This window comes from Herbaspirillum frisingense GSF30 (assembly GCF_000300975.2).
GTDB lineage: Bacteria > Pseudomonadota > Gammaproteobacteria > Burkholderiales > Burkholderiaceae_D > Herbaspirillum > Herbaspirillum frisingense.
The window spans coordinates 37,567-58,681 of the sequence record NZ_AEEC02000032.1; the positions used below are offsets into that span (position 1 = coordinate 37,567).

18 protein-coding genes and 1 pseudogene are annotated in these 21,115 nt (G+C 67.7%); 3 read left to right on the top strand and 16 right to left on the bottom strand.

The window, feature by feature from the left end; translation table 11 throughout:
- Positions 1 to 178 precede the first annotated feature (178 nt).
- The 3 genes from HFRIS_RS18940 to HFRIS_RS18950 all read left to right on the top strand — a co-directional run bounded on the left by HFRIS_RS18940 (position 179) and on the right by HFRIS_RS18950 (position 4,882).
- Positions 179 to 3,628: an ATP-binding protein gene (locus HFRIS_RS18940; protein ID WP_006713025.1), complete on the top strand. Its 3,450-nt coding sequence runs from the start codon at positions 179 to 181 to the stop codon at positions 3,626 to 3,628.
- Entirely contained in the window at positions 3,606 to 4,592 is a 987-nt protein-coding gene (locus HFRIS_RS18945; RefSeq protein WP_006713027.1) for a response regulator transcription factor, read from the top strand. Before HFRIS_RS18940 ends, HFRIS_RS18945 begins: the two co-directional genes overlap by 23 nt.
- Before the next feature lie 92 nt (positions 4,593 to 4,684).
- Positions 4,685 to 4,882, top strand: coding sequence for a hypothetical protein (locus HFRIS_RS18950; RefSeq protein WP_006713029.1), 198 nt, complete (start codon positions 4,685 to 4,687; stop codon positions 4,880 to 4,882).
- Between the two features lie 69 nt (positions 4,883 to 4,951).
- Here HFRIS_RS18950 and HFRIS_RS18955 read toward each other — a convergent pair whose 3' ends face one another.
- From HFRIS_RS18955 to HFRIS_RS19030, 16 genes and pseudogenes are all read right to left on the bottom strand, one after another.
- The gene (locus tag HFRIS_RS18955) at positions 4,952 to 6,439 is read right to left on the bottom strand and encodes a cobyric acid synthase (RefSeq protein WP_006713033.1); all 1,488 of its coding nucleotides are present in this window, start codon (positions 6,437 to 6,439) and stop codon (positions 4,952 to 4,954) included.
- Complete coding sequence (cobD, locus tag HFRIS_RS18960) at positions 6,432 to 7,454, bottom strand: threonine-phosphate decarboxylase CobD (RefSeq protein ID WP_006713035.1); 1,023 nt, start codon at positions 7,452 to 7,454, stop codon at positions 6,432 to 6,434. Before cobD ends, HFRIS_RS18955 begins: the two co-directional genes overlap by 8 nt.
- Entirely contained in the window at positions 7,447 to 8,394 is a 948-nt protein-coding gene (gene cbiB / locus HFRIS_RS18965; protein WP_006713036.1) for an adenosylcobinamide-phosphate synthase CbiB, read from the bottom strand. The genes cobD and cbiB overlap by 8 nt, the downstream gene beginning before the upstream one ends.
- Positions 8,388 to 8,999, bottom strand: a complete 612-nt coding sequence (cobU, locus tag HFRIS_RS18970) for a bifunctional adenosylcobinamide kinase/adenosylcobinamide-phosphate guanylyltransferase (RefSeq protein WP_006713037.1) — start codon at positions 8,997 to 8,999, stop codon at positions 8,388 to 8,390. The genes cbiB and cobU overlap by 7 nt, the downstream gene beginning before the upstream one ends.
- Positions 8,996 to 9,694: a 5,6-dimethylbenzimidazole synthase gene (gene bluB / locus HFRIS_RS18975; RefSeq protein WP_006713038.1), complete on the bottom strand. Its 699-nt coding sequence runs from the start codon at positions 9,692 to 9,694 to the stop codon at positions 8,996 to 8,998. Before bluB ends, cobU begins: the two co-directional genes overlap by 4 nt.
- Complete coding sequence (locus tag HFRIS_RS18980; protein ID WP_006713039.1) at positions 9,691 to 11,025, bottom strand: cobyrinic acid a,c-diamide synthase CobB; 1,335 nt, start codon at positions 11,023 to 11,025, stop codon at positions 9,691 to 9,693. The genes bluB and HFRIS_RS18980 overlap by 4 nt, the downstream gene beginning before the upstream one ends.
- Positions 11,025 to 11,627, bottom strand: coding sequence for a cob(I)yrinic acid a,c-diamide adenosyltransferase (cobO, locus tag HFRIS_RS18985; RefSeq protein ID WP_006713041.1), 603 nt, complete (start codon positions 11,625 to 11,627; stop codon positions 11,025 to 11,027). Before cobO ends, HFRIS_RS18980 begins: the two co-directional genes overlap by 1 nt.
- Positions 11,628 to 11,652: 25 nt before the next feature.
- A pseudogene (locus HFRIS_RS18990) lies at positions 11,653 to 12,793 on the bottom strand (CobW family GTP-binding protein).
- 2 nt (positions 12,794 to 12,795) lie between these two features.
- The gene (gene cobJ / locus HFRIS_RS18995) at positions 12,796 to 14,355 is read right to left on the bottom strand and encodes a precorrin-3B C(17)-methyltransferase (RefSeq protein ID WP_006713046.1); all 1,560 of its coding nucleotides are present in this window, start codon (positions 14,353 to 14,355) and stop codon (positions 12,796 to 12,798) included.
- Positions 14,356 to 14,517: 162 nt separating this feature from the next.
- Positions 14,518 to 15,366: a cobalamin biosynthesis protein gene (locus HFRIS_RS19000; protein WP_006713048.1), complete on the bottom strand. Its 849-nt coding sequence runs from the start codon at positions 15,364 to 15,366 to the stop codon at positions 14,518 to 14,520.
- Entirely contained in the window at positions 15,363 to 16,139 is a 777-nt protein-coding gene (gene cobM / locus HFRIS_RS19005) for a precorrin-4 C(11)-methyltransferase (protein ID WP_006713051.1), read from the bottom strand. Before cobM ends, HFRIS_RS19000 begins: the two co-directional genes overlap by 4 nt.
- Positions 16,136 to 16,903: a precorrin-2 C(20)-methyltransferase gene (gene cobI, locus HFRIS_RS19010; protein ID WP_006713053.1), complete on the bottom strand. Its 768-nt coding sequence runs from the start codon at positions 16,901 to 16,903 to the stop codon at positions 16,136 to 16,138. The genes cobM and cobI overlap by 4 nt, the downstream gene beginning before the upstream one ends.
- Entirely contained in the window at positions 16,900 to 18,105 is a 1,206-nt protein-coding gene (cbiD, locus tag HFRIS_RS19015) for a cobalt-precorrin-5B (C(1))-methyltransferase CbiD (protein WP_006713054.1), read from the bottom strand. Before cbiD ends, cobI begins: the two co-directional genes overlap by 4 nt.
- A complete protein-coding gene (locus HFRIS_RS19020) occupies positions 18,105 to 19,694 on the bottom strand; it encodes a precorrin-8X methylmutase (RefSeq protein ID WP_006713056.1) in 1,590 nt (529 codons plus the stop codon). Before HFRIS_RS19020 ends, cbiD begins: the two co-directional genes overlap by 1 nt.
- Positions 19,691 to 20,512, bottom strand: a complete 822-nt coding sequence (locus HFRIS_RS19025; protein ID WP_338033759.1) for a cobalt-precorrin-7 (C(5))-methyltransferase — start codon at positions 20,510 to 20,512, stop codon at positions 19,691 to 19,693. Before HFRIS_RS19025 ends, HFRIS_RS19020 begins: the two co-directional genes overlap by 4 nt.
- Positions 20,440 to 21,115 (bottom strand): vWA domain-containing protein (locus HFRIS_RS19030; RefSeq protein WP_006713061.1); only part of this gene is annotated, 676 nt, incomplete at its 5' end. The genes HFRIS_RS19025 and HFRIS_RS19030, both read right to left, overlap by 73 nt.

Below are 21,115 nucleotides of genomic sequence, written 5' to 3' on the forward strand. Positions count from 1 at the left end.
CAATAACTCCTGCGGGTCTGCGATGTTTTGGTGAATTCCCGTGGAATGCGGCAGCGCACATACGTCATTTGACGTATGCCCTCACCGCCCGAATGGTTTGAAAATTGCTTGCGCTTGAACGCGAGCGGTCCGGCAGCCCAGGACCTGACGAGATGACCTGACTTCCCCCCGAGCCAACGTGACCCATCCCGCCACACAACGCATCGTCAAGGTCCGCCGCGACTACAACACCTGGGTCGCCAATGAGACCCTGGAAGACTACGCGCTGCGCTATACGCCGCTGTCGTTTCGCCGCTGGTCCGAATTCCGCCTAGCCAACACGGCCCTGGGCGCGACCTCGTTTTTGGCGCTGGAAGCCATCAGCGGCGCCATCACCCTCAGCTACGGCTTCACCAATGCCTTCTGGGCCATCGTCTGCGTGGTGGTGCTGTTCTTCCTGACCGGCCTGCCGATCAGCTACTACGCGGCGCGCTACGGGGTGGACATGGACCTGCTCACGCGCGGCGCCGGTTTCGGCTACATCGGCTCGACCATCACCTCGCTGATCTATGCCAGCTTCACCTTCATCTTCTTCGCGCTGGAGGCGGCCATCATGGCCCAGGCCATCGAGATCTATTTCGGCCTGCCGCTGGTGTATGGCTACGTACTCTGTTCGCTGATCATCATCCCCATGGTGGCCTACGGCATCACCCTCATCAACCGCCTGCAGATGTGGACCCAGCCGCTGTGGCTGGTGCTGCTGGTACTGCCCTATCTGTGCGTGCTGTACAAGGAGCCCGACGCCCTGCGCAACCTGATGAGCTTTGCCGGTCGCGCCGAGGAAGGTAGCTCCTTCAACCTGCTGCTGTTCGGCGCGGCGGCGACGGTGGCCTTTTCACTGATCGCCCAGATCGGCGAGCAGGTCGACTTCCTGCGCTTCCTCCCGAAAAAGACCGCCGCCAATCGCGGCCGCTGGTGGAGCGCCCTGCTGCTGGCCGGCCCCGGCTGGATTCTGCTGGGCGGCGCCAAGATGCTGGGTGGCGCGCTGCTGGCCTTCCTCGCCATCCAGCACGAGGTGCCGATGGCGCGCGCCGTGGAACCGACCCAGATGTACCTGATCGGTTACCAGTACGTGTTCGGCAATCCGGCCCTGGCGCTGGGGGCGGTGGTGCTGTTCGTGGTGGTGTCGCAGATCAAGATCAATGTCACCAATGCCTATGCCGGTTCGCTGGCCTGGTCCAATTTCTTCGCCCGCCTAACCCACAGCCACCCGGGCCGCGTGGTGTGGCTGGTGTTCAATGTCCTGATCGCGGTGCTGCTGATGGAACTGGGCGTGTTCAATGCGCTGGAACACGTGCTGGCGCTCTACAGCCTGGTGGCGATCTCCTGGATCGGTGCGGTGGTGGCCGACCTGGTGATCAACAAGCCGCTGCGCTTGAGCCCGGCGCATATCGAGTTCAAGCGCGCCCACCTGTACGACGTCAACCCGGTCGGCGTGGGCTCGATGGTGATCGCCACCCTGCTCTCCACGCTGGCCATGTCCGGCGTGCTGGGCAAGACGGTGGCGGCACTCTCCCCCTTCATCGCGCTGGGGACGGCCCTGGTGAGCGCACCCTTGATCGCGGTGGCCACCGGCAGCCGCTACTACATCGCCCGCCGCGATACCTTGTCCGAACAGAGCTACCGCCCCTACACGCCCGGCCACAGCCCCTCGGTACTGGACTGCGTCATCTGCGGCAATGCCTTCGAAACCCCGGACATGGCGCACTGCCCGGCCTACCAGGGCGCCATCTGTTCCCTGTGCTGTTCGCTCGATGCGCGTTGCAAGGACCGCTGCAAGACCCCGCGCGCGCGGCTGCCCAACCAGATCCTGCACACCCTGCGCCAGCTGATCCCGGCGCGCTTCGCGCTCAAGCTCAATACCCGCATCGGCCATTACCTGAGCGTCTTCGGTCTCCTGGCCGGTGGCCTGGCCATCGTGCTGTGGATGCTGTACTTCCAGCAGATGGCCGACCTCTCCGGCCTGACACTGGCCGCGCCCGACTCGCTGCGGGGCGTCTTCATCAAGCTGTTCTGCCTGTTGCTGGTGGTGGTCGGCGTGGGCGCGTGGTGGCTGGTGCTGACCAATGAAAGCCGTGCCGTCGCGCAAGAAGAATCGGAACGCCAGACCAACCTGCTGCTGCAGGAAATCGAAGCCCACAAGCAGACCGACGCCGAACTGCAGCGCGCCAAGGAAGCCGCCGAATCGGCCAACCTGGCCAAGAGCCGCTTCGTGGCCGGCATGAGCCACGAGCTGCGCACGCCCTTGAACAGCATCCTCGGCTATGCCCAGATCCTGCACGTGGACGCCACCATCCCGCCAGCCCGCAAGGAAGCCATCGCCATCATCCGCCGCAGCGGCGAACACCTGCTGAGCCTGATCGACGGCTTGCTGGACATCGCCAAGATCGAAGCCGGCAAGATGCGCCTGGCCTCCGACGAACTGGCGCTGGAAGCCTTCCTGGAACAGATCGTCGGCATGTTCGCCCCGCAGGCCGAACAGAAGGGCCTGCAGTTCCGCTTCGAAAAGACCGGCCGCCTGCCGCACATCGTGCATGCCGACCCGAAGCGGCTGCGGCAGATCCTCATCAACCTGCTGGGCAATGCCGTCAAGTTCACCGACCGTGGCGGGGTCACCCTGAAGGTACGCTATGCCCGCGAGATTGCCTGGTTCGAGGTGGTCGATACCGGCATCGGCATCGCCGACGACGACCTGGAGCGCATCTTCCTGCCCTTCGAACGCAGCAACGCGGCCAGCCTGCGTGAAGACATCGGCACCGGCCTCGGCCTGGCCATCAGCCGCATGCTGGTGCACATCATGGGGGGCGAACTGGGCGTGCAGAGCAGGGTCGGCAGCGGCAGCAGCTTCCAGCTCAAGCTCTACCTGCCGGAAGTGCATGTACCGCGCCCCCGACTACAACTGGAAGACCAGATGTCGGGTTACGCCGGCCCCTCGCGCCATATCCTGGTGGTGGATGACCAGGCCTCGCAACGGCGCCTGTTGAAGGACATGCTGGCCCCGCTAGGCTTTGCGGTCAGCGAGGCCGACAGCGGCCTGGCCTGCATGGAAAGACTGGCGCACGAGGTGCCGGACCTGATCCTGCTCGACATCGCCATGCCGCAGATGGATGGCTGGAGCGTGGCCCGCGCCATCCGCGCGCGGGGCCTGACGCAGCTGCCCATCCTGCTGGTCTCGGCCAATGCCTTCGAGAACCTGCACGAACGCAACGGCGCGCCACTGGTCAACGATTTCCTGGTCAAGCCGGTCTCGTACAACGAACTGCTGGGCAAGATCCGGCAACACCTGCAACTGGACTGGGTGGCGCCTGGCACCGCCTCCGCCTCCGCCACCACTCCACCCACCACAGCTACCACAGCCAAGCCGCTGATGCTGGTGCCAAGCCAGGACAGGCTGGCCGCCCTGCTGCAACTGGGCAGCATCGGTTACGCCAAGGAAATCCTGCGCCAGCTGGACGCCATGGACCGCCAGAACCCGGCCTACCTGCCCTTCACCACGGAGCTACGGCAACTGGTCAGGCAATTCCGACTCAACGAATATGTCACCCGCATCAAGGAGCTGATCCGCCATGATCTCAACGACGTTCGATAGGCAAGTCGTACTGATCGTCGATGACATGCCCGACAACCTGGCCATGTTGTCCGACGCCCTCGACGAAAGCGGCCACATCGTGCTGGTCGCCACCGATGGTCTCTCGGCGCTGCAGCGACTGGATCACATCACGCCCGACCTGATCCTGCTGGACGCCATGATGCCCGGCATCGACGGCTTCGAGACCTGCCGTCGCATCAAGCAACTGCGGCAGGTCAATCACGTACCGGTGGTCTTCATGACCGGCCTGTCGGAGACCGAACATGTGGTGCGCGGCTTCGAGGTCGGCGGCATCGACTACGTGACCAAGCCGATCCGCCCGCAAGAAGTGGTGGCCCGCATCGGCGCCCACATCCGCACCGGGCGCATGATGTCGCAGGCACGCGGGGTCCTGGAACAGGCCGCACATGCGGTGATCGTCCTGGGCGGCAACGGCTTGCCGACCTGGCAGACCAGCAAGGCCTCGCAATGGCTGGAGAAGTATTTCGGCGCCCCCGTACCGGGCAGCCAGCGGCTGCCGGCGGCACTGCAGGTGTGGCTGAACGAACAACTGGTGCGCCAGCGCCAGGGCGAGAACCTGGACCAGTTGCCGCCGCTGGTGGTGCGCCTGGACCAGGGCGAACTGCACATCACCCTGTGCGGCCCCGGCCAGGGGCATGGCGCCAGCCTGCTGCTGGAAGAAAAGACCGGCGGCCCGGCAGCGCTGGCCCGGCCGGAAGACGGCCCGGTGCTACCCGCCTCGCTGGAAGCCTGCCGGCTCACCCCGCGCGAGAGCGACGTCCTGCTGTGGCTGGGCAAGGGCAAGACCAACCGCGACATCGCCGACATCCTCGGCATGAGCCCGCGCACGGTGAACAAGCACCTGGAACACATCTTCGTGAAACTGGGCGTGGAAACGCGCTCGGCGGCGGCGGTGCTGGCCAGTAGCGTGGCGGCGGGAGGGGGGAGTCAGTTGCTGCAATGAGCCGGTCAGCATAAACCCGGGCAGACCAGGCCGGTTTGCCCTATCCTTGCACAGGGCACTTACGCCCATCATCACCGAAGCAAGGAGTCATCATGCCCAAGAAAGAGAAACTGGACCCGGAAACCGAAGCCCTGATCCAATGGTGTACCGAAGTCGAGCAATTCCTGGTCAAGGGCGGCGCCACGCTGGACCAGGCGCAGGAGCACATCGAAGAACAGGTGGAGTGGTTCACCGATCTGTTCTACGACGGCCTGACCCCGGAAGAAGCCGCCAAGGAAGCCCTGGCCTGAAGCAGGTTCCGCCAACCTCCCCTACCACCAGCATCCCGGCCCGCAAGGCCGGGATTTTCTTTTCATGGTTCAGTCGCGGCCAAAACGCGTGGAGAGTCCGCGCAAGGCGTCGTAGAGAGGCCGGGTGGCCTCGGCAAGGCGCTCCAGGCTGGCTTCGCGCAGGGCGTCCAGATCCAGCGCGGCGGCGCCCTTGAGGCCGGCCCACGCCAGCAAGGCGGCCAGTGCCTGCGGATGGTCGAACATGCCGTGCAGGTAACTTCCCAGTAACTGGCCATCGGCCGATTGCGCGCCTTCACCCCGCCCTTCGATGACGAAGGCCGGTCGGTCCAGCGCGGCACCGTGTGAGACGCCCATGTGGATCTCGTAGCCGCGCACGCTGGCGTTGTCCTGGCCGAGGTTGCCGAAGTTATCGAAGTTACAGTGGCCGCTGACCTGCAGCAGGCGCTTTTCCTGCGTCAGTTCGGTGTGCATGGCGAGCAGGCCCAAGCCGGCGCTGCTACCGGGCGCGCCTTCCACGCCGTGGGGGTCGTCGATGCGCTCACCCATCATCTGGAAACCGCCGCAGATGCCGATGAGCTTGCCGCCGTAGCGCAGGTGGCGGCTGATGGCTTCGGTCCAGCCATGCTGGCGCAACCATTGCAGGTCGCCCCGGGTGTTCTTGCTGCCGGGCAGGATGATGAGGTCGGCCGGGGGAATCGGCTGGCCGGGGCCGATGAAGCGCAGGTCGAGGTCGGGATGGGCGCGCAGCGCGTCGAAGTCGGTGTGGTTGCTGATGCGCGGGAAGACCGGTACCACCACGCGGAAGTCGCCCTTGTGCTGCTGCGTGGCGGCGACCGCATCTTCGGCGTCCAGCTGCAGGCCGTGCAGGTAGGGCAGCACCGCCAGGACCGGCTTGCCGGTACGTTGCTCCAGCCAGTCCAGCCCGCCTTGCAGGAGGCTGATGTCGCCCCGGAAACGGTTGATGACGAAGCCGACCACGCGCTCTCGCTCGCTCTCGGAGAGGCAATCGAGGGTGCCGGTCAGGTGTGCGAAGACACCGCCACGGTCGATGTCGGCCACGATGATGACCGGGCAATCGACCGCTTCGGCAAAGCCCATGTTGGCGATGTCGCGGGCGCGCAGGTTGATCTCGGCCGGGCTGCCGGCGCCTTCGACGATGACGCAGGCATAGTGCGCGCGCAGGCGGGCATAGGATTGCAGCACGGCCTGCATGGCCTCGGTCTTGTAGCGGTGGTAGTCGCGGGCGTTCATGTCGGCGCGCACCTTGCCGTGCACGATGACCTGGGCGCCGGTGTCGCTGGAGGGCTTGAGCAGGACCGGGTTCATGTCGGTATGCGGGGCGATGCCGGCGGCCTGGGCCTGCAGGGCCTGGGCGCGGCCGATCTCGCCACCGTCGGCGGTGACGGCGCTGTTCAGGGCCATGTTCTGCGGCTTGAACGGGGCCACGGCGATGCCGTCGTTCTTCAGGAGCCGGCACAGGGCGGCCGCCAGGGTGCTCTTGCCGGCGTCCGAGGTGGTGCCCTGGATCATCAGGGTGTGGAAGGGGAAATCAGCCACGTCGGCTCCATCTATGCAGGGCTTGTTGCAGCCGCTCCCAACCGGCTTCGTCAGGCGGCAGGCCAAGGCGGATGCCACCGGCACCACGGGTGAAGAGGCGCACCCAGATGCCCTCTTGCGCCATGGCTTGGTGAAACGCCACGGCCTCCGGTTCCGGCCACCACTGGAACAGCGCAGTGCCATGGGAGGCGATGCCGTGGGCGGCCAGCAGGGTCTGCAGGCGCTCGCCGGCGGCCAGCAGTTGCTGCAGGGTGGCCTGCTGCCATTGGCGGTCGCCAAGGGCGGCACAACCGATCTGCTGGGCCGGTCCGCTGATGGTCCAGGGTCCCAGCCAGTCGGCCAGCGCATCCAGCAGCGTCGGCGCGGCAGCGACGAAGCCCAGCCGCAGGCCGGCCAGGCCGAAGAACTTGCCCACCGAGCGCAATACGATCAGGCCGGAGGTGGCCGTGTGGGCCGCCGTGTGGGCGGCCACGCTCTGCCCGGGCAACGTATCGCCGAAGGCTTCGTCCACCACCAGCCAGCCACCGCGTGCGGCCAGGCGCGCGGCCCATTGCAGGAGCTGGGCCGGGGCCACCCTTGCGCCGGTGGGATTGTTGGGATTGCAGAGCACCAGCACGTCGCAGGCGGTGCCCTGCACTGCCTCGTCCAGTGCGGCGTACGGAACCTCTCGCACCGCATGGCCGGCGCGCTGCCAGCAGTGCGCATGTTCGGCGTAGATGGGCGCGGCCACCACCACCTGGGCCGGGCGTCCGTCCTGCCGCAGCCGCAGTTGCGGCAGTGCCTGGATGGCGGCCTGGGTGCCGGCCACGGCCAGCATGCGGGGCGCACCGTAGTAGGCGCAGGCGGCCTGCTCCAGCGCCTGCGAGACTTCGGGCAGGCGGTGCCAGGCGTCGGCGGCGATGGCAGGCGCCGGATAGGGCCTCGGATTGATGCCGGTGGACAGGTCCAGCCAATGGCTGCGGGGGCGGCCGTAGTGGCGCGCCGCGTCGTTGAGGTTGCCGCCGTGTTCAAGCATGCAGGCCTCCCAGGCAGAGCAGCGCCACGGCGCTGATGACGGCCAGCCATAGGGCGGTGCTCATGGCCACCAGTCGCCAGGCGCGCACGATGTCCGGCCCTTGCGGCATGGGGCCGCGCCCCAGTGGCGGACGCTGTTCCAGTTCGCCGTCATAGATCGCCGGCCCGCCCAGGGCCAGGCCCAGCGCACCGGCGCCTGCAGCCATCACCGGCCCGGCATTGGGGCTGCTCCAGGCCGGGGCCTGTTCCTTCCAGCAGGCCATGGCCTGGCGCCGCTGGCCCAGCCAGGCGTAGGACAAGGCGGTCAGGCGTGCCGGCAGCCAGTTCAAGGCATCATCGATGCGTGCTGCGGCCCAGCCGAAGTGCAGGAAGCGCGCCGTGCGGTAGCCCCACATCGCATCCAGGGTATTGGCCAGGCGGAACAGCAAGGCGCCGGGGCCACCGGCCACCAGGAACCAGAACAGCGTACCGAAGACGGCGTCGTTGCCATTCTCCAGCAGCGATTCGACGCCAGCCTTGGCCAGTTCCTGCTCACTGGAATGGCGCGTGTCGCGGCTGACGATGCAGGAGGTCAGGCGGCGTGCCTGCGGCAGGTCGCCGGTGGCCAGCGCCTGAGCGATGGGCAGGGTATGTTCGCGCAGGCTGCGCAGGCCGATGCAGAAGTACAGCAGCGCCGCATGCAGCAAGGCGGCCAGCCACCAGGGCGCGGCCGCCAGCAGCCACGCGGCCACCAGCACCGGTGGCAGCACCGCCAGGCTCCAGGCCAGCACGCCGCGCAGGCGCAGTGCCGGGCGCTGGTTGAGGGTGCGCTCGATGGCTTTGGCCAGGTTGCCGAAACCGACCAGCGGATGCCAGCGCCGCGCCTCGCCCAGGGCCAGGTCCAGCGCCACGCCGAGCGCCATCAGTACGGCCAGCCAGGGCCAGGACAGGCCGCTCAGCATGCGCTGTCCTTCAGGCTCAAGGGCAGCCCGGCCGCGACCCATTGCACCCGTTCGCAGAGGGCCGCCACGGACTGGTTCAGGCGGCCGGCCTCGTCCACGAACCAGCGCGAGATGGCGCCCTGCGGGATGATGCCCATGCCCACTTCATTGGAGACGATGATCACCGGCCCCGCGACCTCCTGCAAGGCGCGCAGGAAATCCACCCGCTGCAGCGTGAATGCCGCTGGCGGGTCGATCGGCCCCAGTTCAGGAAATGCAATGCCGTCGGCAAACAGCAGGTTGGCTAGCCACACGGTCAGGCAATCGACCAGCACCACGCGATCGGGGCGGCTGTGCTCGCGCAGGGCCTGGCCCAGGGCCAGCGGTTCTTCCACCGTGCGCCAAGGGCCACCCAAGTCCAGTCGGCGTTGCTGGTGGTGGTCGATGCGGGCCTGCATCTCGGCGTCGTCACTGCTGGCGCGGCGGCTGGCGGTGGCGAGATAGACGATCTCGCTGGCGCCGCCCTGCCAGGCGGCCAGTGCCAGTTGCTCGGCATGTGCGCTCTTGCCGGAGCGGGCGCCGCCGAACACCAGGGTGCGTTGCGGCGGGCGGGAAGCGGGCTTCATGCTTGTGGTTCTCCCTGGACGGGCCAACGGTCCTGGTAGACCAGATCGGCCAGTGACTGGCGTGTGGCCCATTGCGCCTGTTCCAGCATGGGCCGTTCGTAGAAGGCCGGAACATGGCCCAGGCACAGCACCGCCATCGGCTCGGCGCCGGCCGGCATCTGCAGCAGCTGCGCCAGGGCCAGCGGATCGAACAGTGACACCCAGCCCATGCCCAGGCCTTCGGCACGGGCGGCCAGCCACATGTTCTGCAGCGCGCAGGAAAGCGAGGCCAGATCCATCTGCGGCAGCGTGCGGCGGCCGAAGACGTGGGCTTCGCGGTGGTCCATCAGGGCGGCGACCAGCACTTCGCCGCACTCCAGGATGCCTTCCACCTTCAGGCGCATGAACTCGTCCTCGCGCTGGCCCAGTGCCTGCGCGGTGGCCACGCGTTCCTGCTCGACCAGTGCGTGGATGGCCTGGCGCAGGTCGCGATCAGCGATGCGGATGAAGCGCCAGGGCTGCATGAAACCCACGCTGGGCGCTTGGTGCGCGGCCTGCAGCAGGCGTTCCAGCAGGGCCGGCTCGACCGGGTCGGACAGGAAGTGGCGCATGTCGCGCCGCTCGCGGATGACGCGATAGAGGGCGTCGATCTGCTCCTGCGGATAGCGATGGGCCGGCTGGGGTGAGACCGATTGAGGCGAGGCCGCCGGCTTCATGCGACCGCACCTCCCAGCAGGGCCGCGACGGTACGCGGGGCGGAACGGAAATAGGCGTGCAGGTAGCTGGCGGTGACCTGTTGCTGGCGATACACCACCTCGCCCTCGGAAGAATCGAACAGGCGCTCGCCCCGCGCCATGAATTGCGCGCCCACCACCGCCCGCGAATAGTGGAAGGTGTGGCAGCGCAGATGCTCGCCCACGGCGCCCGGCAGGTTCAACTTCAGGGTCTGGTAACCCAGCCCCTGCAGGCGTGGCTGCACCGTGGCCTGGCCGGGCAGCACGCCACACATCTGGCCGCTGCTGCCGTCCTGGCCGACGATACTGTCCAGCAGGAACAGCATGCCGCCGCACTCGGCGTAGAGCGGCTTGCCGGCAGCCGCATGCGCGCGCAGGCCGGACTGGGTGACCTGCGCGGCCTGCAGCGTGGCGAGGTAGAGCTCGGGATAGCCACCCGGCAGCCACACCGCATCGCAGGACGGCAAGGGATCATCGGCCAGCGGCGAGAAGAAGGCCAGGCTGGCGCCCATCTGCTGCAGCAATTCCAGGTTGGCGGTGTAGATGAAGGAAAACGCCAGGTCGCGCGCCACGGCGATGGTCTTGCCTGCCAGCAGGCGCGGGAAATCGCGCTCCGGCGGTGGTGTGCCGAAGTCCACCGGGTCCGGCAGCGTGGCCAGGGAGGTGCTGGACATGCGCTCGGCCACCGCGTCCAGGCGCGCATCGAGGTCGGCGATCTCGGGTGCGGCCACCAGGCCGAGGTGGCGCTCCGGGAGGGCGAACTGCATGTCGCGCTGCAAGCCGGTCAGCAGCGGCACCGATGGCCGGGCGTTGCGCAGGCCCTGGCGCAGCATCTGCGCATGACGTGGGCTGGCCACGCCATTGGCCAGCACGCCGGCAAACTTCAGTTCGGGCCGGTAGGCCAGCAGACCCTGCGCCAGCGCGCCGATGGTCTGGCCCATGCCACGCGCATTGATCACCGCCACCACCGGGATGCCCAGCAACTGGGCCAGGTCGGCACTGCTGGGTTCGCCATCGTAGAGGCCCATGACACCCTCTACCAGCAGCACGTCAGCTTCGGCCGCGGCCAGCGCCACCTGGCGCCGGCAGTGGTCTTCGCCGCCCAGCCACAGGTCGAGGTTGACCACCGGCTGGCCGCTGGCCTGCTCCAACACCATGGGGTCGAGGAAATCAGGGCCGGTCTTGAACACCCGCACGCGCCTGCCCTGGCTGCGGTAGAGACGCGCCAGCGCGGCAGTGATGGTGGTCTTGCCGTGGCCGGAGGCCGGGGCCGAGATGAACAGGGCCGGACAGCTGTGATGAAGTTCGGACATCAGAATTCCACGCCTTTCTGCGCCTTCACGCCCTGCTCCTTGTAGGGGTGCTTCACGGGGCGCATCTCGCTGACCAAGTCGGCCTGTTCGATCAGCGCCTCGAGCGCGTGACGGCCGGTGACGACGATGTGCAGCATCTCGCGACGGCCGGCGAAGACGCGCAGCACTTCTTGCAGATCGAGGTACTGGTATTTCAGGACGATGTTGAGTTCGTCCAGGATCACCATGTCATAGCTGGGGTCGTTGATCATGCGCAGCGCCTCGGCCCAGCCGCGCGCAGCGGTGCGCATGTCGGCTTCGCGGTCCTGGGTATCCCAGGTATAGCCCGCGCCGACGACGTGGAAGTCGCAATTCGCATGGCTGCCCAGGAAGTCGCGTTCGGCGCTGTAGAGCGCGCCCTTGATGAACTGCACCACGCCCAGTTTCATGCCATGGCCGAGGATGCGCATGCCCATGCCGAAGGCGGCGCTGGACTTGCCCTTGCCGGTGCCGGTGTTGACGATCAGCAGCCCCTTTTCCAGCTGGGCGGCGGCCTTCTTCTTTTCAAAGCCTTCCTTGTGGCGCTGGGTCATGCGCTTGTGGGAGTCGGGATCGGTTTTCACGGTCGGGTTCTTTCCAAAGATTCATTCAGGTCCAGTCGGCACCGGTGCGCTCGGCAAGGATGCGGGCGACGTTGCTGCGACTGGGATGGTAGCCGATGAAGACCAGTTCGCTGTGCTTGCCATCGTGGCTGGCGGTACTGCCCTGCCCGCTTTTGGCAGCCACCACGCGGGCGCGCACGGCCTGCAGCAGCAGCGGGCCGGCGGCGCTGTGCACGAAGCCCTTGGCGCGCAGGATGGGCTCGGCCAGGGCGGCGGCCGCCACGGCATGGCGCAGGCGCTCCGGGTCCTGCGGCGCCGTGCTGCGCAGCGTGAAGGATTGCCAGCCGGGGTCTTGCTCGTGGAAGTGCTTGTGGGTGGACAGCCCGTGGCTGTGCGCGCCCAAGGCCGGAGTGGGCATGGCCGTTGAAGCGGCGCTGGTCGGCCGCGACCGTGGCGCGCTCACCCGGCATGCCCACCGGCGTGTAGTGGTGATGCACGGTCGCGCCCGCCTGGTGCAGGCGCAGGCCCAGCGCCAGGCGGATATCCAGCCGGGCGCCGTAGGCCAGTTCCAGGAAGCGCACATTGGGCGCTAGTGCGCGCACGGTCGCTTCGGCCTGCAGCAAGGGCGCTTCGTCCATGCCGTCGATCTTGTTGAGCACCACCACGTCGGCGCATTCCAGTTGCTGGCGGAACAGGCTGGCGGTGGCATCGCGTACCGCGTCGCCACTGGCGAAGGCCTCTTCCAGCAGCAACGGGGTATCGACCACGGCCAGGGTGGCGTCCAGCACGAAGTGCGGCGCCAGCTCGGGCGACTGCAGCACCTCCATCACGGCGCTGGGCAGCGCCAGGCCGGAGGTTTCGATCAGCACATGGTCGATCTGCGCACGGCGGGCGGCCAGCGCCAGCATGGCTGGCACGAACTGCTCGTCCTCACCATAGGCGATCAGGCCATGGGCAAAGTCCTGGATCTGTACCTGGCCTTGGCCATCGCCCTCGGCACGCAGCAGGTCGCCGTCGATGGCGACCTCGCCGAATTCATTGATCAGCAGCGCCAGCCGGCGCGACTGGCGGCGCTGCACCAGGGCGCGCAGCAGCGTGGTCTTGCCGGCCCCGAGGAAGCCGGTGACCACGGTCACCGGGATGGGCGGCATGGCAGTAGCCAATGCTGGAGCCGATGCGGCGCTCATCGTCAGGCTCCCGCCAGTGCCGCCAGGCGGGCATGGACTTCAGCGAAATCATGGGTGACCTGCGGGTAGTCCAGGCGTGGACGGCGCACCGTCAGCAGCGGGATGCCCAGGGCGCGCGCTGCCTCGACCTTGGCCCGGTAGCCGCCGGCCTCGCCGGAGTCCTTGGTGACCACGCAATCGATACCCCAGTCGCGCCACAGTGCTTCGTTGAAGGCCTGCGAGAACGGCCCCTGCATGGCGCACAGCTGCGCACGCGGCAGGCCCAGTTCCAGGGCGCGACGCAGGAAGTCGGGATCGGCCGTGACACGGGCGAACCATTGGCGCTCCTGCGCGCCGCTGGCCTGCAGGAAGGTCGCCAGGTCCTTGGAGCCGGTGGCCAGGAAGATGCGGCGCCCCATGGCAATGGCTCGGGCGGCGGCCTCCTGCATGTCGTTGCAGGCATTGGGATCATCGGCGGCGATCTCGCTGGGGCGCTCATAGCGCAGGTAGGGAATGCCCAGCTCCTGCGCCAGCGACATCAGTTGCTGCGACATCTGCACCGCAAAGGGATGGGTGGCATCGACCAGCACCCGGGCCTGGCTGTCGCGCAGGGCCTGGCGGCGCGCCTCCACGCCCTGGCGGCCGGACCAGACGAACACGCCCGGGCAATCGCCGCGCGCCAGCTGGCCGCCATAGTCGGTGGCGGTGGAGACCACGACACTGCGGCCCTGCCCGGCCAGCTCGGCGGCCAGCGCATTGCCGTCGCTGGTGCCGGCGAACACCCACACCGCCTGCGGCGGCAACTGGGTGGCCGCCTGGGCTTGCGATTCTTCGCTCCAGTCGTTGTAGCCACGCGGGGTGAAAATCCAGTCGCGCTTGCGCTGGGTGAAGCGGTTGCCGATGACGATCGAGGTCAGCATGTCGAACTGCAGGCCCGGCAATTCATCCAGGCGATGGATGGAGACCTGCTGGCCCGGGCGGTAGGCATTGCGCACCACGCCGCACAGGGTATGCGGGGCCTTGTGCTGCAGCATCAGTTGCAGGATGCGATAGACGCCCTCCTGTCGGCCGGCGCTCTGCACGTTGTAGAGCACGCAGGCCAGGTCGGCCTGGGCGATATGGCTGGCGCGCTGTTCGATCCATGACCACGGGCATAGCAGGTTGGACAGCGACAGCGTGGCGAAGTCGTGCGACAACGGCGAGCCCAGGAGCGATGCGCAGGCATTGGCAGAGGTCACGCCGGGGATGACGTTGACTTCAAAGGTATCGTCCTCGCGCATGTCGTCGAAGGCCAACGCCGCCATGGCGTAGATGCCGATGTCGCCGCTGGAGATGAGCGCCACCCGGCGCCCGGCGCGGGCCTGTTCGATGGCCAGCAGGGCGCGCTCGCGCTCCTGCGTCAGTGGCGGGGTGTGGATTTCCTTGCCCTCGATGTGCGCGGCGATCCAGCGCAGGTACAACTCGTAGGCGACGATGACCTCGCTCTCGCGCAAGGCCTCGATGGCACGCGGGATGATCATCTCTTCGAAACCGGGGCCGACCGAGACCAGGTTCAATACGCCTTTTTTCTTGACTGCTTCCATCCTGTTTTCCTGCTAAAAATTGAGCGACGACTACCAAAACTTCTCATGCCCGTTATTTCTCATGCCCGTTCGGACTGAGTCGCGGCGAAGCCGAGTATCGAAGACGCGCCTTCGATACGGCCCTGCAGGGCCTACTCAGTCCGAACGGTATTGAATTCATCCCTAAGCTGGGTCATGCAAATTTTCAATGAAACTGCGCCACCCCTCGCCATCATCCACGATGGCCACCGTCACCCCATCCAGCGCCGTCTTGCCCAGCAGCAGGCGGCCACGCGGGCTGGCGATGAGCGCCGCCGGTTCGCATACGCCGTCCACGCCGATGTTCTGCCGCACCCACTCCGAGGGCTTGCCCACCCAGGCGCGCTGGGCGATCTGCTCGCGGGCGATCACCCGCAGCGGCAAGCCATGGGTGGCGCAGAAGGCCAGCAGGCCGGGTTCCTCGGCCTTGAGGTCGATGGTGGCGACTTCGCGCACCTGGGCCAGTGTGGCGCCGGGGCATTGCTGCAGCGCCTGCGCGACGGCCGCGCCGATCTGTTCGACCGAGGCCAGCTTGCGGCAGCCTATGCCCAGCACCAGCGGCTTGACGGCTTCGGTGGCGGTGGTCACGACCGGCTGCGCGCCCGTCACCTGCGCCACCCGAAAGGCCAGGCTGTTGGCCCCACCCTCGTGACCAGCCAGCAGCGAGATGGCGAAGCGGGCCGCTTCATCCACCACCACCACGGCCGGGTCGCTGTGCTTGTCCTGCGGCAGGCCGTCGAGGAAACGCACGGCGATGCCGGTGGCGCCGATCATGATCCATTGGCGATGGCGGCGATAGGCCAGCGCGAACTGCTGGCGCTGCGACTGCGACGTGCCTGCCTCGCTATTGAGCCAGGGCTGGTACAACTGGCAGGACTGGCGCAGCTGACCCGACGGGCCGCCCAGCCTGTCCTGCAGGTACATGGCCAGCGGCGCGGCTTCGACGCGCACTGGCCACAGGCCGAGTTCAGGCAGGGCGACCGGCGGGTTCATGCGGCGTCCTTGTTCTTCTTCACCACGCGGAACAGATGCGTGAAGTCCTTGGAATAGAGGCTGGACTCGGCCACCTGCGCCTTGTCCAGCGCCGCGCCCACCAGCATCATGGTGGTCAGGTTCCATTCACCGCGCTTGTTCTCTTCCAGCACGCGATCCAGTTGCCCCTGGTAGACACGCTGCTCGGGCCAGGTGGCGCGATAGACCAGGGTCACCGGGGTCTCGGGCGGATAGTGCAGCAGCAGGTCGGTGACGATCTTCTTCAGGTGCGGGCCGGAGAGGAAGATGCACATCGTGGCGCGATGCGCGGCCAGGGAGGCGATCGATTCGGATTCCGGCACGGCCGACGCGCGGCCAGAGACGCGGGTCAGGATCACGCTCTGCGATACCTCGGGCTTGGTCAGCTCGGCCGAGACCGCAGCGGCGGCTGCCGTGAAGGAGGACACGCCCGGCACCACCTCGTAGGCGATGCCCAGCGCGTCGAGGCGGCGCATCTGTTCGGCGGTGGCGCCATAGATGGCGGGGTCGCCGGAGTGCAGGCGCACGACGTCGATGCCCTGCTCCCGGGCGCGTTCATAGCAGGCCTGTTGCTGTTCCAGATCCAGCGCGGCGGTGTCGATGATCTCGGCATCGGCGCGGCAATGCTCCAGCAAGGCGGTGGGCACCAGCGAGCCGGCATACAGCACCATCTGCACCTGGCCCAGCAGGCGCGCACCGCGCAGGGTGATGAGGTCGGCCGCACCGGGGCCGGCGCCGACGAAATAGACTTTCATGCACTTCCTTTCAATGATGCGGGCGGGCGATGGCGCTGCGCCTGCACGGTCTTGCGGATCAGCAGCACGGCCAGGTAGCCGCTGGCCTCGGCCGCATCGAGCGTACTCAGGTCGCTGGCCAGTACCTCGCCTTCCAGGCCGATGCGGCGGGCAAAGCCGCAGTGTCGGGCGATGTCCATTTCACGCAGCAGGTCCAGGACCCACGGCAGGCGCGCGCCGACCTTCATCAGCACGACGATGTCGTGGCTCTCGATCTCGGCACGCAGGGTGGCGGCGTCTTCCGGGCAGGGCAGGATCAGGGTGCGCTCCTTGCCCACGCCCAGCGGCCATTCCAGCGCCGCGGCAGCGGCCGCGTAACTGGTGATGCCGGGCAAGGTGACACAGTCACATTGCGGATAGAGGTCGCGCACGGCCGCCAGCACATAGCCATAGGTCGAGTAGGTCAGGGCATCGCCGATGGTGAGGTACACCAGTTGCTGGCCGGCGCGCAGTTGCGCCGCCAGTTGCTGGCCCAGTTGGGCGTAGTGTTCTTGCAGGACCTGGCGGTCGGGGTCCATGTTGAACTCGATCTCGCGCAGGCGGCTGCGGTCGAACTCCACGCCCTCCAGGCATTGCAGGGCGACCGACAGGTCGGCGCCACGTGCCCGGGGGATGTAGATCAGGTCGGCGCTGCGCAATGCGGCCAGCGCCGCCAGCGGCAGGTAGCCAGCCGGGCCGGGGCCGACGCCGATGCCGGTCAGGCGGCCGGTCTTGGGATCCGTCATGCCAGTGCTCCCAGGTGACGGCCGTCGAGGTCGAACAAACGCACTTCGATGCGCGAGACCGCCGGTACGCGGGCCTGCGCCAGCGCGGCGATGCGGGTCTCGATCCCGCTCCAGAGGCGGCGCGAGAGCGCGGCATCCTGCTGGCGGACCAGCTCTATGATTGCTTCCACCGTATTGGCTTCCTTCATCTGCTGCAACAGCGCGGGGGAGAACAGCTCACCCGCGCCTGCCGCGTTCATGTCTTGCGCCACGCGGGCTACGCCCTGCATGGCCATGTTGCTCTTGCTGGAGTGGGTGTCCCACACGCCATCCAACACCTTGGCCAGCTTGCCCGGATGGCCGGCCAGCCACAGCAGCGGCAGCCTGCGGCCCTCTTCGCTCAGGGCCTGCTGCGTGAAGTCCAGCGCATCACCGAGGAAATTGGCGATCTGCACGCTGCGCTTGTCGGGCAGGCCCAGGGTCTGCGCCACGAAGACGCGACCGATCTTGCCCGGCAGGTAGGCCACGGCATCCCCCTCATCGTCACCTGGCGTGCAGGCCGCCAGCGCCACGCGGATATAGACCTCGATGGAGGCGATCCAGGAGGCCATCGACATCGGTTCGACGATGCCCGAAGTCCCCAAAATCGAGATGCCGCCCACGATGCCCAACTTGGGGTTGAAGGTCTTGGGCGCGATGGCCCGGCCTTCGCGACAGCCGATGTGCAGGTCGAAGCCGGGCGCGTCGGCCTGGCCGGGTTGCAGTTCCCCCCATACCTCGGCGACGGCAGCGCGCATCATGGCACGCGGCACCGGGTTGATAGCGGGCTCGCCAACGGCCACGCGCAGGCCGGGCATGGTGGCCGTGCCTACGCCTTCGCCGGCGAAGAAGCGGACTTCGCCGAGCGCATTGCGCCGCACCTGGGCGACGATGGTGGCGCCATGGGTGTTGTCGGGATCGTCGCCGCCGTCCTTGAGGACTTCGGCTTCGGCCATGCCCTCTTCCACCATGCGCACCGCCTTGATCGGCACGCACAGGTAATGCCGGCCATCGGGCAGGCTGACGTCGGTCTGTTGCAGCGTCACGCCGCCCAGCAGGCGATAGAGCGCGGCGCGTACCGCCGCCGTGGCGCAACTGCCGGTGCTGCGACCACGCCGCAGACCATTGGGCGCGAGCACGGCCAGGTCGTATTCGGCGCGTTGCAGGTCGCCCGGGTGCTCCATCACTGCACGCCTTCGGCTTGCGCTTCCTGCTGCACCAGCCAGGCGATGGCGTCGATCATCAGGGCATTGACCACGCTGGCAGCCCAGGGAGAGCCGCCCCGGGTGCCGCTGTTGGTGATGCGCGGCACCTGCAGGCAGCGGCGCAGCTCGTCCTTGCTCTCGCGGGTGCCGACAAAGCCGACCGGCAGGCCGATCACCAGTTGCGGGCGCCAGCCATGTTCGCGGATCAGGCGCACGGCTTCGGTGATGGCGGTGGGCGCGTCGCCGATGGCCAGCACGATATCGTTGCCGAACTTCTGCCAGGCGCGCCGGATGCCGGCCGCCGAGCGGGTCATGCCCAGGTTCTGGGCCATCAGGTGTGACTCCGGATCATGCACGCCGCACCAGGTCTCCACGCCCAGCTGTTCCAGCACGGCGCGCTTCAAGCCGGTCTGCACCATGGTCACATCGGTGACCACGCGCTTGCAGCGCAGTAAGGCTTTCATGCCGGCCTGGGCGGCACCGGCCGAGAAATAGATTTCATCGGCCACGGCGAAGTCACCGCTGGTATGCACCAGCCGCTGCAGCACGGTCAGGTGGTCCGGCGGGAAGCTGCTCCAGTCGCGCCCGGCCTGGATGATCTCCATGCTCTCGGCCTCGATGGGATGCGGCACATAGGGCGCGGTGCGCGCCGGTATCGCCACCGACTGGGCGCGGGCAGTCAGATCACGCACCTGCAGATGATGGGCGCGCTGCGGCTCGCCGACCTGCTGCTCGAAACCGACGATCTGCACGCGGTACTTGCACAGGGTGCAGTTCATCGCGGCGCGACCTTCGACAGCCTCGCGGGCGCGCTCCAGCATGACATCGGCGACATGGGCATGCACGCCCAGGTAGGCGGCCTTGAGCACTTCCACGCCGGGCTCGCGCGCGGCCTGTTCATCGGCGGCGGCATAGATGCGCTTGACCAGCACGCCATCGAAGAGGAAGAACGGCAGCACTACCAGGCGCTGCCAGCCCTGGCCAGCGGCCAGCGACAGGCCTTCGCGCACCAGCGGCGTGGCCGTACCCGAAAAGCAGACCTTGACGCCGCCGAAGCCCATGCCTTCCTGCACCATGCGGGCCAGCTTGGCGATCTCGCCATTGGCGTCGGGGTCCGTGGTGCCACGGCCGACCAGCACCAGGCAACTGTCCTGGCGGTGGATGATTTCCTCGGAGGTGGCCTCGGCCTCCACCACCCGTTGCTGCACCAGTTTCAGCAGCAGCGGATGCAGGTCCATCGGCGCGCCGAAGTGGAAATCCACCTGCGGGTAATCCCGTGCCAGGGCCAGCAGTTCGGCCGGCATGTCGTTCTTGGCATGGCGCGCACCCAGCAGCACGCCGGGCACCACGGCCACCTCGGTGGCCCCCTCGGCCACGCAGGCGGCGGCCGCCTCGGCAATGGTGGGGGCGGCGAATTCCAGGTAGCCGTGGCGCACGATGGGCCCCTGGGCGCGCTGGCGCACCAGTTCCACCAGCGCCTCGAATTCGCGCAGGGAATCGGGATCGCGGCTGCCGTGGCCGGCGATGACGACCGCCGACCTGGTCCGCTGCGGGGTGAGCTCCCTCATGCCGCTCCTCCTGCCGCTGCTCCTACCGCCGCAGCTGTCGGCGGCGGTTCGATCTGGCTGGCCATGGGGGCCAGGGTGCGGATGAGCATGATGCTCATGTCGCTGAATTCGACATCGACGCAATCGGCCAGCTTGCCGTGCCATTCGGCGTCGCCCCGGGTCAGGTTTTCCCAGACCTCGGTGGGGTGATCGGGACTGACGCCCTGCTGCAGGAGATAGCTGGCAATGTGGCGCGGCATGAAGGAACGCGCCGCATCCCAGGGGCAAGGGATGACGATGGCATTGCGACCGTCATTGAGGACATGCACCAGATGGCGCTTGAAGGGCTCCAGGTCGCCACGGCGGTGGAAGGTGATGAAGGTGGTCTCGTCAAAGCAGACGCGGGCGCGGGAGGCCAGGATCTGGGCCGAGGAAATGCCGGGCAGGGTTTCCACCCGGTGGCCGCAGGCGCGTTCCACGCGTTCCAGGTACTGGAAGCCGCTGAAGTGGATGTCGCCCATGAAGACCACCACGCAGCGCTTGCCGGCGTGGTGCAGGGCCGCCACTTCGTCGAGCTTGGCGACCTGGTCGCGGTAGCCCATGAGCACCACCTGGGCGCTGGCGGGGATCAGTTCCTTGACCACGTCCACCACGGCGTTGAAGCCGGCCACCACGTCGGCGTTGCGGATCAATTCGGCGCCGCGCAGGGTGAGATAGGAGTGGTCGCCGGGGCCGGCGCCGATGCAGATGATCATGTTATTTCCTTTCAGCGCTTGCCCAGTTGGGCGCGCACGGTCAACGCCAGGGCGTCGCCGGTCAATTGTTCCAGGGTCAGGCAGGGCGCACCCAGCGCCTCGGCCAGTTGGGCCGCACGGCCCAGGCGCAGGTAGCCCGATTCGGTATCGAGCACCAGCGCCGGTATGGCTTGCGCGGCCAGGTTGGCGGCCGCTTCCAGGGTCTGCGTCCAGGCGTCGCCCTGGCTGCCGGGCAAGCTCACATTCGCCTTGCCGTCGGACAGGATCACCAGCAGCGGCGGCAGCTCATCGCTGGCCTGGCTGCTCTGCTGCAGCAATTGCGCCGCCAGTTGCAGCGCGTGCGGCAGTGGCGTGCGTCCGCCGGTGGGCAGTTCGCGCAGGCCCTGCTCGGCCAGGTCGGCACTGCGGGTCGGCGCCAGCAGCAGTTGCGCCTGTTCACCACGAAAACCGATCACGGCCAGTTGGTCGCGACGCTGGTAGGCGTCCGTCAGCAGTGCCAGCACGGCACCCTTGACCGCTTCCATGCGCCGCTGCGCGGCCATGGAGCCGGAGGCATCGACCACGAAGACGATCAGGTTGGCGCCACGGCCGCTACGCACCTGGCGATGCAGGTCTTCGCGGGTGACCTGCAGGCGCTCGCCGCCCTCGCCCGCCAGGGCGCCCCGCACGGCGGCGCTGCGCAGTGTA

Excerpts from the sequence above, each read along its gene's own strand:
- cobD (WP_006713035.1), bottom strand. The coding sequence starts at position 7,454 with ATGCTTGAACACGGCGGCAACCTCAACGACGCGGCGCGCCACTACGGC.
- HFRIS_RS19000 (WP_006713048.1), bottom strand. The coding sequence starts at position 15,366 with ATGAACCCGCCGGTCGCCCTGCCTGAACTCGGCCTGTGGCCAGTGCGC.
- HFRIS_RS18950 (WP_006713029.1), top strand. The coding sequence starts at position 4,685 with ATGCCCAAGAAAGAGAAACTGGACCCGGAAACCGAAGCCCTGATCCAA.
- cobM (WP_006713051.1), bottom strand. The coding sequence starts at position 16,139 with ATGAAAGTCTATTTCGTCGGCGCCGGCCCCGGTGCGGCCGACCTCATC.
- cobI (WP_006713053.1), bottom strand. The coding sequence starts at position 16,903 with ATGACGGATCCCAAGACCGGCCGCCTGACCGGCATCGGCGTCGGCCCC.
- HFRIS_RS18945 (WP_006713027.1), top strand. The coding sequence starts at position 3,606 with ATGATCTCAACGACGTTCGATAGGCAAGTCGTACTGATCGTCGATGAC.
- cbiB (WP_006713036.1), bottom strand. The coding sequence starts at position 8,394 with ATGCTGAGCGGCCTGTCCTGGCCCTGGCTGGCCGTACTGATGGCGCTC.
- cbiD (WP_006713054.1), bottom strand. The coding sequence starts at position 18,105 with ATGGAGCACCCGGGCGACCTGCAACGCGCCGAATACGACCTGGCCGTG.
- cobJ (WP_006713046.1), bottom strand. The coding sequence starts at position 14,355 with ATGGAAGCAGTCAAGAAAAAAGGCGTATTGAACCTGGTCTCGGTCGGC.
- cobU (WP_006713037.1), bottom strand. The coding sequence starts at position 8,999 with ATGAAGCCCGCTTCCCGCCCGCCGCAACGCACCCTGGTGTTCGGCGGC.
- bluB (WP_006713038.1), bottom strand. The coding sequence starts at position 9,694 with ATGAAGCCGGCGGCCTCGCCTCAATCGGTCTCACCCCAGCCGGCCCAT.
- HFRIS_RS19020 (WP_006713056.1), bottom strand. The coding sequence starts at position 19,694 with ATGAGGGAGCTCACCCCGCAGCGGACCAGGTCGGCGGTCGTCATCGCC.
- HFRIS_RS18980 (WP_006713039.1), bottom strand. The coding sequence starts at position 11,025 with ATGTCCGAACTTCATCACAGCTGTCCGGCCCTGTTCATCTCGGCCCCG.